Origin of the sequence: Vibrio diazotrophicus (assembly GCF_038452265.1) — a bacterium.
GTDB lineage: Bacteria > Pseudomonadota > Gammaproteobacteria > Enterobacterales > Vibrionaceae > Vibrio > Vibrio diazotrophicus.
On sequence record NZ_CP151843.1, the window covers coordinates 264,290 to 277,811 of the forward strand.

At 42.6% G+C, this 13,522-nt stretch carries 9 protein-coding genes; 5 read left to right on the forward strand and 4 right to left on the reverse strand.

Annotation, left to right across the window (positions count from 1 at the left end; translation table 11 throughout):
- Positions 1-54: 54 nt before the first annotated feature.
- Complete coding sequence (locus AAGA51_RS16545; RefSeq protein WP_042481114.1) at positions 55-1,527, forward strand: bifunctional ADP-dependent NAD(P)H-hydrate dehydratase/NAD(P)H-hydrate epimerase; 1,473 nt, start codon at positions 55-57, stop codon at positions 1,525-1,527.
- Between the two features lie 26 nt (positions 1,528-1,553).
- Here the strand turns inward: AAGA51_RS16545 and AAGA51_RS16550 are convergent, their stop codons facing one another.
- On the reverse strand, positions 1,554-2,108 hold the full coding sequence (locus AAGA51_RS16550) for an outer membrane beta-barrel protein (RefSeq protein WP_042481111.1): 555 nt from the start codon (positions 2,106-2,108) through the stop codon (positions 1,554-1,556).
- A gap of 571 nt (positions 2,109-2,679) precedes the next feature.
- Here AAGA51_RS16550 and AAGA51_RS16555 point away from each other — a divergent pair.
- The 4 genes from AAGA51_RS16555 to AAGA51_RS16570 all read left to right on the forward strand — a co-directional run bounded on the left by AAGA51_RS16555 (position 2,680) and on the right by AAGA51_RS16570 (position 8,837).
- On the forward strand, positions 2,680-3,723 hold the full coding sequence (locus AAGA51_RS16555; RefSeq protein WP_042481109.1) for a GMP reductase: 1,044 nt from the start codon (positions 2,680-2,682) through the stop codon (positions 3,721-3,723).
- 684 nt (positions 3,724-4,407) lie between these two features.
- Positions 4,408-5,448: a pectinesterase family protein gene (locus tag AAGA51_RS16560; RefSeq protein WP_052404547.1), complete on the forward strand. Its 1,041-nt coding sequence runs from the start codon at positions 4,408-4,410 to the stop codon at positions 5,446-5,448.
- A gap of 401 nt (positions 5,449-5,849) precedes the next feature.
- Positions 5,850-7,613 carry a sodium:solute symporter family protein gene (locus AAGA51_RS16565; RefSeq protein ID WP_042481105.1) on the forward strand — a complete coding sequence of 588 codons (1,764 nt, stop codon included), beginning with the start codon at positions 5,850-5,852 and terminating at the stop codon, positions 7,611-7,613.
- A 57-nt stretch (positions 7,614-7,670) separates the two neighbouring features.
- Complete coding sequence (locus tag AAGA51_RS16570; protein ID WP_042481102.1) at positions 7,671-8,837, forward strand: oligogalacturonate lyase family protein; 1,167 nt, start codon at positions 7,671-7,673, stop codon at positions 8,835-8,837.
- Positions 8,838-9,133: 296 nt separating this feature from the next.
- Here the strand turns inward: AAGA51_RS16570 and AAGA51_RS16575 are convergent, their stop codons facing one another.
- The 3 genes from AAGA51_RS16575 to AAGA51_RS16585 form a co-directional block, all read right to left on the reverse strand.
- A complete protein-coding gene (locus AAGA51_RS16575; protein ID WP_042481099.1) occupies positions 9,134-9,772 on the reverse strand; it encodes an RpiB/LacA/LacB family sugar-phosphate isomerase in 639 nt (212 codons plus the stop codon).
- 210 nt (positions 9,773-9,982) lie between these two features.
- Positions 9,983-10,744, reverse strand: a complete 762-nt coding sequence (gene kduD, locus AAGA51_RS16580; RefSeq protein WP_042481098.1) for a 2-dehydro-3-deoxy-D-gluconate 5-dehydrogenase KduD — start codon at positions 10,742-10,744, stop codon at positions 9,983-9,985.
- A gap of 492 nt (positions 10,745-11,236) precedes the next feature.
- Positions 11,237-13,453 (reverse strand): Ig-like domain-containing protein, encoded by a 2,217-nt coding sequence (locus AAGA51_RS16585; protein ID WP_042481095.1) that lies wholly within the window; start codon positions 13,451-13,453, stop codon positions 11,237-11,239.
- Positions 13,454-13,522: the final 69 nt, after the last annotated feature.

Below are 13,522 nucleotides of genomic sequence, written 5' to 3' on the forward strand. Positions count from 1 at the left end.
TTACCGTTTCACAATTGATAGATTTCAGCATTGGGGGAGCAGAGAGGGATTACTATGCCTATACCCAGCGTTTTTTACACAGCCCAACAAGTAAAACAAGGCGAAGTTCTAGCTGCAAAATCAACGGGACTAGAAATGTTCAGTTTGATGGAAAGAGCAGGACAAGCAGCCTTTACCATCGCCTTCGCTCAATACCCAGGGACGCATCATTGGCTTGTATGTTGTGGCGGTGGTAATAACGGTGGTGACGGTTACATCGTTGCCTGCTTGGCTAAGTCGATGGGCGTTCATGTGACTGTGTGGCAGCATGGCGATCCTGAAAATCTTAAAGGGGATGCGCTTTCTGCTTATTATCATTGGTTGGATCACGGTGGTGAAGTTTATCCTTTTGATGACGTGATTCCCGATGATGTTGATCTCATCATTGACGGATTATTAGGGACGGGTTTATCCGGCACGGTTCGTGAGCGAATCTATGATCTTATTCAATTGATCAACGCAACTAACGTTCCCGTCGTCGCTATAGACGTTCCTTCAGGGCTATGTGCGAATACTGGTGCGGTTCTTGGCATCGCAGTAAAAGCTAATCACACCATTAGTTTTATTGGTCTCAAACAAGGCCTTGTCACGGGGCAGGCTCGTAACTACGTGGGACAGCTACATTTTGCGGGCTTAGGTGTCGAAGAAAGTTTTGAGCAGCAAAACACACCTACATTAAGATCAATCTCTCCAAAATCCATCAAATCGATATTGGCTCAAAGAGAAGCATGTGCTCACAAAGGTTTGTACGGTAAAGCCTTGCTTATCGGTGGTAATGAAGGGATGGGCGGAGCAATGATTTTAGCCGCTCAAGCTTGCGCCCGAGTGGGGTGCGGTTTAACAGCTTCACTGCTTCATTCCTCAAATGTTTCCTCGATTTTGGTATCAGTACCTGAAGTGATGAGCGCGGGTTGGGATGATGAGCAGCGAATTCAACAGCGGATTGAATGGAGTAACGTTGTCGCTATTGGTCCCGGACTCGGAAGAGACTCAAAGTCAGAGCGACTCTTCTGTCAAATACAGGATCTATCAATAAACAAAGTGGTTGATGCTGATGCTCTGTACTTCCTCGCGAAGAATCCCAATTTCGACGCTAACCGGATCATTACTCCTCATCCTGCGGAAGCCGCAAGGCTGCTTGGTGTGGAAATTGCCATTGTTGAAGCAGACCGATTCAAAGCCATTAAAGAACTACAGAAGAAGTTCGGCGGTATTGTGGTACTGAAAGGTGCGGGAACATTAGTCAGTGATGGCAACGAAATATACGTGTGTTTGGCAGGTAATCCGGGTATGGCGAGCGGCGGCATGGGGGATGTATTAACGGGCGTGATTACCTCACTTCTCGCTCAAGGTTTAAGCTGTTTCGAAGCGGCAAAACTGGGTGTTATTATTCACAGCAAAGCGGCGGATCTCAACGCCAAAGAAAAAGGCGAACGAGGTATGTTAGCCAGCGATTTACTTAGCCATTTACGTAGCTTAGTGAATTGATTTGCTCAGTCATTCAATAACTTGGCTTACAAACTAAATTTCGCGCCCAGAGTAAACGAAGTCGCTGAATATTCGTTTTGTAAGTCTTGATACTTGAGTTCGACACTCAGTTCTAGTTTCTCAACATACATAGGCTGAATTTTAGCGCCGATGCCTATGTATGGATTAATACCTGAATGATCTTGACTGGTTTCTGGCACAACACTGGTATTTGTTTCTTCTACGTTTGTTTGCCCAACACCACCTCTTGCATACACACTGGTGAAGCTATTGATGGGTTGCTCTATCGTTGCACCCGCAAAAAAACTACGGTACTTAACCTGTTGTGAATCGCCGTTTTTGTCATAAAACGTCGCACCATCAGACATGGTATCGGTATAGCCGAAGTCAACCCCAACAAAGGGAGACAAAAAGTAGCTGTAACCAAGGGTTGTTGTCCAAGCACTTTCTGTAGAATTGCTGTTATCGATGTAATTAAAGCCGCTATCGGCGTAAAACTGATGTCTGCTCTCTGCTGCTAGAGTTGGTAAAGCCAAAAACAAAAAGATTAAACCAACACAAGTTTGTCCTAAATATTTCATCTTTGTTCTCCACTGCCATCTGAAGATGCACTGGTGTCTTATAGAATTTTGACACTCTGTCTTGTTCGTTTTAATAACTCGGTTTCTTTTAAATATAAGCAAGTTATGAACCGCTAATTGTTTTTATCTCTAGCGTAAGCAAAAAGCTGTGATCAGACGTTGATTGAGTGAAAAATGAACGAAAGTTAAGGTGTAGAATTTTCAAATTAAGGTGATTTAGTTCACGTTATTCGAATGGCGTACTGCTGTTAAGCCAATAACTAATCGTTTGCCAAGCGACGTGAATTTGACCGATCAATGCTAATTTATTGATATTTAAATTATTGTTGAGCTTTGAATCTAAAGAGAAAGATTATCAGGGCAGGGGATATGAAATCTTCGACAGGATAACACAAAAAAAATGCAAATATCAGACTTGCCGGAAAGAAATCACAACCTATAATGCTGAAAACCGGAGCGTCTGCCAACGCTCCGGTTTTTTTGTGTCCGAAAAGTGACTACGTCTGCCAACGTGTTCACTACGCACTCTGCAAAAGAGACACAAACTGTGAATTAATCAAGGAATTACACAATGCGTATCGAACAAGAACTTAAGTTAGGTTTCAAAGATGTACTGTTTCGCCCGAAACGTTCAACCCTAAAAAGCCGTTCTCAAGTAAATTTAACCCGCGAGTTTACCTTCAAGCATAGTGGTCGTCAATGGTCTGGAGTACCTGTTATTGCTGCAAACATGGACTCTGTAGGCAGCTTTAAAATGGCGGAAGCGCTCGCTAAACACAACGTGATGACAGCTATTCATAAACACTACAGTGTTGAGCAATGGGCTGAGTTTGTTCAAAACGCTGAAGCTCAAACGTTGAGAAACGTGATGGTATCAACGGGCACATCAGATAATGACTTCCAAAAAACGAAAGACATTATGGCGATGAGCGAAGAGCTTATTTTCATCTGCATAGACATCGCAAACGGCTACTCAGAACACCTTGTTGATTACGTTCAAAAAGTACGTGAAGCATTTCCAAGCAAAGTGATTGTTGCTGGTAACGTAGTGACTGGAGACATGGTTGAAGAACTGATTCTTGCTGGTGCGGATATCGTAAAAGTAGGGATTGGACCGGGTTCTGTATGTACAACACGTGTGAAAACCGGTGTTGGTTACCCTCAACTGTCTGCAATCATTGAATGTGCTGATGCTGCTCACGGCCTCGGTGGTCGCATCATTGGCGATGGTGGCTGTACATGTCCGGGTGATGTGGCAAAAGCGTTTGGAGGCGGTGCAGACTTCGTCATGCTTGGCGGTATGTTAGCGGGCCACGAAGAAGCGGGCGGTGAGCTCGTTGAGAAGAACGGTGAAACTTACATGAAGTTCTACGGAATGTCTTCTAAGAGCGCGATGGACAAGCACTCTGGTGGTGTTGCTGGCTACCGTGCAGCTGAAGGAAAAACCGTATTAATCCCATTCCGTGGCCCGGTTGAAAACACCATTCAAGATGTCCTTGGTGGCGTACGTTCAACTTGTACATACGTAGGTGCAGCCTCGCTTAAAGAGCTAACTAAGCGTACAACTTTCATCCGCGTACAAGAGCAAGAGAACAACGTTTACGGTAAAGAGTAAACTTCCAACTCTTCGGAAATGTTGAAACAACCATAAATTGATGTTGCCTCTTCGTAGTATAGACTTATGTAAGTTTACGATAACATTGTGAAGAGGCAATATCATGTCTGCTCAACCTTTCCCTTCTACTGCCCACGCTGATTGTACTTGAAAGTGCATTTGTTACTTCTGCTCGAAACTTAACTAAGCCACGTGGAAAAAACATGAACCGTTACATCAGTGCTAAGACGGGAGAAAGAGTTACAGTAGAATCTTTTTTAGAATGTGCTGCTTGTTAGGCAGTATATTTATTAAAGTTTGCGTAGTCACATTTTTACTTAATTAATCTAATGTCACTATAGAGTTTATTCGGCTTTATTACCGGATTTAGTTTCAGAGTTAACTCTCCACAACTTGTAAGCTGCAGTAATGAAGAGACAGCGAGCTCTGAGTAGCTGCTTCACCCAATAAATGGCGGTTTTAGAAAAAGCCTCCCCCCTGTTAACCATACTTGTTTCCGCTCTTGTTCGAACCATAGAGCTATTGACAACCAACAGCATGATTACAAGAATGTTTTTTTAGAAAGGCTGAAAACGGTCAAGGATATTGGGGTTGTCCAAAAAGAGAAATGACGGCAAAACTAAAACTAACGTTAGCGGTTAGTTATTGTTCATAAATTAAATATTCAATAAAACAGGCTTGGTAATGAACATTGAACACTACATAGTTGTGGATCAGCTCGGAAATGGAGATGTTACCACTATTCAAGAAGCATTAGATTTAGCACCTCAGAGTGATATCCCTTTTACAATATTCATCAAACCTGGGCGTTACGAAGAAAAATTGCACATTGTACGTCCGAACACTCACTTTATTGGGGCTTCAAAATCTGACACGATCATTAGCTATACATCTGCAAATGGATTACTGACTAATGATGGAAAAATATGGGGTACTTATAACAGCTATGTAGTGAATGTCGATGCTAGTGATATCACTTTTCAATCATTAGCAATCGAAAACACTTTTGATTTTATAGGCAACCAACGTTTAGAAGAAAATGATCCTTCCCGAATTAGTGCGACTCAGGCTGTAGCGTTACTTATAGGCCATGAAGGGGATCGAGTTCAGTGCATCGATTGCACATTGAAAAGCTTTCAAGACACTCTCTATGTCAGTGCCGGCAAGAGCTATTTTGAATCAACGGATATCTGGGGTACTGTTGATTTTATTTTTGGTGGTGGCACTGCGGTCTTTAATTATTGTGAGCTGGTTTGTCGTTGGCGAGAAGATACCATTGAAGGTGAACCTTTAGGCTTTGTGAGTGCACCATGCACAGATATTGAAGCGGAATACGGCTTAGTTTTCTTTCGCTGTGAATTGAAGAGGGAAAGTGAAAGTGTCCCAGAGAAAAGCTATCGATTGGGACGCCCATGGCATCCAACTACTGAGTTTTCTGATGGCTCGTATGCTAGCCCGAATGCTGTTGGTCATTGTGCCTACATACGATGCGACTTTGAGAACCATATTTATGGCTGGGATAAGATGCATGGTAAAGCTAAAGATGGGGAGCAAATATGGTTCTATGCTGAAGATTCGAGATTTCATACATTTCGAAACCAGACCTCAACAATATCAAATGAGTATAGCGACTTCGAAATGAGCACAGATCAAGTTAGCACCTATACATTAGAAAGAATTTTTGACCATTGGCAACCAAACTTAATGGTCAAACCTATTCTTTGAAAATTCTATTCTTAGTGCTTTTGCAAATTCCGGTTTGCCAAAAATGCCTTCCTTTAAACTAAACTCTCATGGTTAGACTGAGCTAACTATGAGAGAACCTTCTACACAACTTCATTTAGTTGAAGCTTTGAGCCAACTATCGTCAGTTTGATCTAACTTGTTTGAAACAACGACTAATGCGCTGTATCCCAAATGGTCACTACCACTGCTACTAATATAATTGTGGTGAATTTTCTACAATTACTCCTCCTGTTTTTGAATATCTTTCATTGAAAAAACGACTTTAAGAACGACTTGATAATAAAAATAAACCGGCGTTTTGATTTTAATCACATACTTTTCCATTTTCATAATAGAAAATAATTGGAAAATTTTTGATGTAAAACTTATGAGATATCACTATGCAATATGATTACATTGTAATAGCTGGCTACTTCGCACTAATGGTTGCGATCAGTCTGCTGTTCAAAAAAATGGCTAGCAATAGTACCAGTGACTACTTCCGTGGGGGCGGCAAAATGCTCTGGTGGATGGTTGGTGCTACAGCATTCATGACTCAATTCTCAGCTTGGACCTTTACAGGTGCAGCCGGTAAAGCCTTCAGCGATGGCTTTGCAATTCTAGCCGTGTTCGTAGGTAATATGGTTGCATATGTATTTGCATACTTCTACTTTGCACGTCGCTTCCGTCAAATGCGAGTTGACACTCCTACTGAAGCAGTTAAACGTCGTTTCGGGGATACGAACGAGCAATTCTTTACTTGGGTTATTATCCCACTTAGCGTAATCAACGCGGGTGTTTGGTTGAACGGTCTAGGTGTATTTGCTTCAGCAGTATTTAATGCAGACATTACAACGACAATTTATGTAACAGGTGCAGCGGTTCTAATCATCTCTCTTTTGAGTGGTGCTTGGGGTGTTGTAGCATCAGACTTCATTCAAACTCTGATCGTTGCTGTTATTTCAATTGCTTGTGCGGCTGTAGCTCTATACTTTGTTGGCGGCCCTTCTGAGATCATCAATAACTTCCCTGGTGGTTTCGTAATGGGTCCAGACATGAACTACCCATTACTGCTTGTTGGTTCTTTCATCTTCTTTATCGTGAAACAGCTTCAAAGTATCAACAACATGCAGGAATCTTACCGTTTCCTAAACGCTAAAGACTCTAAGAACGCGAGCAAAGCTGCTCTTATGGCTCTAGTTATGATGGTGTTCGGTGCAATCATTTGGTTCATCCCACCGTGGGCTTCTGCAATTCTTTACCCTGACGCAGCCGCGGCATATCCTAACCTAGGCGCTAAAGCTAGTGATGCTGTATACCTCGTGTTTGCTCGTGAAACAATGCCTCTTGGTACTGTTGGTCTACTAATGGCCGGTCTGTTCGCTGCAACCATGTCTTCTATGGACTCAGCATTGAACCGTAACTCAGGTATCTTCGTACGTAGCTTCTACGCAACTATCGTTCGTAAGGGCAAAGCAAACGACAAAGAACTTCTACGTGCAGGCCAAATCGCTTGTACTATCAACGGTATCTTAGTAATCCTAATGGCCCAGTTCTTCAGCTCACTGAAACACCTAAGCCTGTTCGATCTAATGATGCAAGTTGCAACGCTACTTCAATCACCAATCCTAGTACCGTTATTCTTAGGCATCCTTATCCGTAAGACGCCTAAATGGGCACCTTGGGCAACGGTTGTCTTCGGTATGTTTGTATCTTGGTTAGTAGTAAACGTATTTACTCCAAACTATGTGGCAAGCTGGTTCGGTATTGAAGAGTTGACTCGTCGTGAAGCTGGCGAAATGAAGACTATGATTACAATCGCTGCTCACCTATTCCTAACCGCTGGTTTCTTCTGTTTAACAACTCTATTCTACAAAGAAGAGAAAGACACTCATAAAGAAGTGGCGGTTGAATTCTTCAAAGACGTTGACACTGAATGTGTTGAAGAAGAAGGCCAAGATGTGGTTGATCGTATGCAACGCGCTAAGCTAGGTACTCTAGTTATCTATATGGCTGCAGGCCTAACAACAATGGTTCTGATTCCAAACCCACTATGGGGGCGCCTACTGTTCTTGGCATGTGCGGCTGCAGTATTCGCTGTTGGTTACGGCCTGAAGAGAAGTGCAAAAATTGACGATTTGAACGAAACAATTTCTGTACGTTAATCAATCTTGAGTAGGCAGCATATTGCTGCCTACTTCATTTATATTAGGAGATTTATCGTGGCTAAAGGTGACATCCTAAACCTTGAATTCGAAACTTTTACTGATAGTGACACTAACGTAAAAGTAACGCGTATCACCCCTAAAGACGTAATCTGTCATCGTAACTATTTCTACCAGAAGTGTTTTACTAACAATGGTGAAAAGCTACTTCTTGCTGGTGATTTTGACGGTAACCGTAACTACTACCTTGTTGATCTTAAAACTCAAAAAGCAACTCAACTTACTGAAGGTAAAGGCGACAATACATTTGGTGGTTTCATTTCTACCGATGACAAATCATTCTTCTATGTGAAAAGTGAACTCAATCTAATGCAGGTTGATCTAGAAACGTTAGAAGAGCGTGTGGTTTACACCGTTGATCCTGAGTGGAAAGGCTACGGTACTTGGGTTGCTAACTCAGACTGTACTAAGCTAGTGGGAATCGAAATTCTTAGAGCAGATTGGGCTCCGCTCACTTCTTGGGAAAAATTCGCTGAGTTTTACCACACCAACCCAACATGTCGTCTAATCAAAGTAGACATTGCAACTGGTGAGCTCGAAGTTGTTCACCAAGATAAAGCATGGTTAGGTCACCCTATCTACCGTCCATTCGACGATTCAACTGTTGGCTTCTGTCACGAAGGACCTCATGACTTAGTTGACGCGCGTATGTGGCTTGTAAACGAAAACGGCAGCAACGTTCGTAAGATCAAAGAACATGCTCCTGGCGAGTCTTGCACGCACGAATTCTGGATTCCAGATGGCAGCGCAATGGCTTACGTATCTTACTTCAAAGGTCAATCAGACCGCGTTATCTACAAAGCAAATCCTGAGACTTTAGAAAATGAAGAAGTCATGGTAATGCCACCATGTTCACACCTAATGAGCAACTTTGATGGTTCTCTAATGGTGGGGGACGGCTGTGATGCTCCAGTAGACGTCGCAGATGCCGAAAGCTACGACATTGAAAACGATCCGTTCTTATATGTTCTCAACACTAAAGCAAAAACAGCAACCAAACTTTGTAAACACAGCACATCATGGGATGTACTAGACGGTGACCGTCAAATTACGCACCCACACCCATCATTCACTCCTGGCGATGATGGCGTTCTGTTTACCAGTGATTTCGAAGGTGTTCCAGCGGTATACATCGCAGACCTACCTGAATCATTCAAAGCATAATTGTGAATTATTGTGCGCTGAAAACCACCGCTTAGGGCGGTGGTAATTGTTTGTAGAATCTATATTAGATAGCAAGAGAACAGCGCATTATCTTAGGGCTAAATTCAAATTAAACCTTCTGCGCAGAATGATATGGGGGGGGCGTATCAAGTAAAAGAAAGGTAAACAGCAGTATTTAACGTATTACCACCAAATCCTTGTTCAACTGCACCTTCGTTTTTTCATTTAACTGAAAAAAGCCAACCAGAGCTGGTTGGCTTCAAATCATTTATTCCCGATAAACGATTTGCATTCGATTAAGCAATAAGAGACTTAACGTAAGCTTCAATTTCTGCATCTTGGCAGTTATTGAAGAAGCACTCTTGGAATCGAGCGCCGCCAACGGCAGTTTTTACTAGCTCTTGGTCGATAGAACGTAAAGCATCAACAATGCTGTCTTTCGCTACTGCCGCTTTAACTTGGCTCAAGATACCAGCGTTACGTTGTTGTGGTTCCGCACGCTCTTTAGGGTAGCCTTCGCCACGTGGACCTGTGAACGCTTTTTCGAACATGTAACGAACGTTCAGTTCACCAGCCCAGCCGAAGCCTTTCGCGAATGCGAGAGCAATAGCGTTACCGTTGTTGATTTGGTTGAACAGGAATGCGTCAGATGGCTCTAAGCAGTAACCACAAACCACACCTGGGTGTAGGTTTAGCGACATCATTGCGCCTTGACCAGTACCACAACCTGCCACAACGAAGTCAACCGCGTTAGAGTTAAGAAGGATGCTAGCCATGATGCCTAGGTGGATGTAAGTCAGGTGGTGATCCGCTTCATCGCTCATACCCACGTTGAAAACATCGTGACCAAGAGGGCCCGCAACCGTGTTCAGTTCATTAAGAACCATTGCGTTTTTGCCTGCTTGGCTGTTTTCCATCATCAATGCAATTTTCATCAGAATCTCCTGCAACCGTAGTTGCTTAAATTATTTAAACTTTTAGTACGCTTCAACGAAGCTCACTAACGTTAACGTAATCAATACTGTTAGTTCTAAACACCGGAAGACAATGCTCACAACTAACACTCTTAGCCTCTAACTCTATGATGTTGATAGAGTATAGAGACTAAGAAATCAGATGGGTTTATCTGATAAGGTCAGTCCGAATTAACGCGCTAACCAACCACCGTCAACAGCGATAGTGTAGCCGTTGATGTAGTCTGAAGCTTTAGAAGCGAGGAACACACATGGACCCGCTAGGTCTTCTGGCGTACCCCAACGGTCAGCAGGGATGCGCTCAAGGATAGCTTGGTTACGTTCTTCATCAGCACGTAAAGCAGCAGTGTTGTTGGTTGCCATGTAGCCCGGTGCAATCGCGTTCACGTTAATGTTGTGCTTAGCCCATTCGTTCGCCATCAGACGAGTAATACCCATTACGCCGCTCTTAGAAGCCGTGTATGAAGGAACACGGATACCGCCTTGGTAAGAAAGCATAGAAGCAATGTTGATGATCTTACCGCCATTACCTTGAGCCATGAACTGCTTAGCGACTGCTTGAGACATAAAGAATACAGACTTGATGTTGATGTTCATTACGTCGTCCCAGTCTTGCTCTGAGAAGTCGATAGCGTCGTTACGACGGATGATACCTGCGTTGTTTACTAGGATGTCAATGCGGCCACACTCTTCTACAGCACGGCTAATGATGGAAGGAATGTCGTCCAGTTTCATTAGGTTCGCGCGAATGTCGATGAACTTTTGGCCAGTTGCTTTGATAAGTTCGATGGTTTCAGTTGGTTCAACAATGTTTACGCCAACGATGTCACAACCTGCTTGTGCAAGACCTAAAGCCATACCTTGACCTAGACCAGTATCACAACCGGTTACGATTGCAACTTTACCCTTCACATCAAATGAATCAAGAATCATTACTTTCCCCTCAACGTATTCAAATTAAAGATGAACAGGAACGCCCTGAACACTACACACAGCAATATTAACAAAAAAAAATACAATCAACAATTAAAAATGAAATAGTGTTTCAAAAAAATAATTGAGCGTAAAACAATCAAACAAACTGAGTGATATAAAAATTAAAGTTTCTACAACTTAAAGTTATAAAGATGACTGGTTTAGAAGTTTGAGAGTTCTAAATCAATGTTCATTTTCTGAGATAGTTGTCTACTCAGTGGCTCCAATCTTGGAATAGGCATTAAGTTTGAAAACTGTGATGCTAAGGTTGCCGAATTTAGTCCATGGCATGTGTACTTAAGTGAAACAATTGATAAGTGGTCACTATGGAAACCAAATCGAGATTTTGAGGCGCAGTTACAACGGAGAGTTTAGTAACTACGCCACAATACTCTTTTATAGAAAATGTAACCCCCGCATACTAAAACAACGGATTATTACAGATACGAACTAGTTCAATAGTGAACGTAGTTTTTGTACTTGCTCATACATTGACTCTTCGCTAGTAGAATTAACGTCACTGGCATTTTTAAGTTCACTGACATCTTCCTTCACGATTTTGCCGTTTTGGTCAACAATATGGCCGTCAATAAAGAACTGGTTGTTAACCAAAGTATCTCCGTTGACAACATCACTATATTTGCTTTCAACAAAAAAACGGTATGAGCGGTTATCTTCAAAATATCCCTGTTTAACTTGACCAGCGTATGGGCTCTTACGGAATAAGAAATTGAAACGCTTATTATCGATAGAAACGTTATTTTCTAGCACAAGAGAACCAGGGTTAAAGTTGTCAGTAAAGCCATCCATGTTATTTTGGAAAGCTAAGCTGTTTTTCACTACGTGGGCAACAGGTAAACCTTCACCACCTAATTTAAAACCATTACCTCTACTTCCGCCTTTACCTGCAACCGTTAGCGTTTGACCATTTCGGTATGAAACAGAATCAATGATCGTCACAGCGCCATTGGCACCATCTTCTACTTTGTTGAATAAATCCCAACCATCATCAATGTTGTGGTGAGACACACAACGGATGAAGGTGTTTCCGTCACCAATTCGCATTTTGGCGGCAAAGCCATCTGCGTTGATTTGAGATTTATCCATGTTGTTGTAACTTTCGCTGTCACTCACAGTGTTATGACTTGCCCATAAAGCTCGTCCCAATTTGTCTGGTGATGTAATCTGGAAGCCCGTATCAGGAGCGCTGTGTGTGACAATGTAATCGAAGTTGTTATGGCTACCCCAAACAATGTAACGTGCACCTGAGACTTCAATATCTGAAACGTTCCAGTAACTTGCATTGTGTTGAATGTCACCAAGGAAGCGAACGTGTTCGCCTTTCGCCAAAAGCGTTTTTGGCAAGTCAGCAGTGCCGCTTGCTGAAACTGGAATAGTGATGCCTTGGTAGTCGCCGTCTTCTAGGGTGATAATACCGCCAGGAGCAACGAGTTCGATGGCTGTTGCAAGATCTAAATGACCATTGCTACCGTCTGGATTTACAGAAATATTCATTGGATCCGCTAAGTTGACCTTTTCAACTTTCTGTTGATAAGTTTTAGGTGTTAGATTCGGGCCTTCTGTTGGTGTATATGTAACAGTAAATGCAGTGCTAGGAGAGGTGAGTGTTGCATCAAAGCGGAAGAAGTCACCCGCTGGAACATCTTGCTTTTCTACAACCACTTTACCTTGTTGGCTAACACTGAAAGTACCAGAGTAGTTTGCTCGTGATTGCAGACTGTAGTTTTCAATTGCACTTTTGTCAGGCGATGCCTGTTGTAAGACAACATCCGTCAATTTCGCTGAATATTTTGGTGCATCAACGGTATGCGCATCGCTAAGTTCAATCTGAACGTCACTGACTGAAATCTTTGCGTTACGTGAAGCAAAGAATCCAACATATTGGTTATCAGGATCTTGCATCTCTACGATATTAGCGTTTGCTCCCTCAACTTCATGGGTTTCACTGATGCTTCCATTGTCATAAGTGACAAAATAACCAGTATCTGTTCGAGTTAGAGACATTTTGAATGGCTTACCATCGGTGAAAGGCACATCTTTTATAAACTCGTCACGTGCCATTTTGTTACCGCCAGTTCCCCATGGTTGGTAGATACCTTCACGATAGTTCGCATTGATATTAATTAAACCGTTATTCTCTTTTTTGCTCGCTCTTAAAAGGTTCATCACCATATTTGATGCCGCAGGAAACTCTTCTAAACCTTCAGGTTGAGGATCTAATCGTGGCTGACCAATGATGTCGCGAACCATAATTCCTGCACCTTCCTGACGGTTAGGTGTAGAGCCTGTTTCTGGACCCAATTGCTCTAAAACAACCGAAGCGGATAGGGTGAAATTTTTGTTGGTAGGAAGTTTGGTGTAGTAGAAAGTGACGCCTTCATGGGAATTGGCCAGTTTACCGCCGCGGCTTTCAATAGTGAAAGTTTCGGCAAGTTTTCCTGCTTCGACCGGCTTTCCATTCACTAATACTTCATTTGTCCCTATTTTTTCTGGAAGGATTGTAGAGCCGAAGTTTAAGTCAGTAGATTGGCCGAAAGTGATAGCTTGCCACGTCAAGTTTTCTGGTGTTACCTCTGTTTGCACCATAGTGCATGCACTGAGCGCAAATGTACTACTAAGCGCAAGGGCAATTCTCGATAGTTTCATAGTTCACCTTATGTAAGCATTAAAAAGGCTGACCTAGTGGAAGTTAAGTCAGCCTTGAAAAGACAGTTA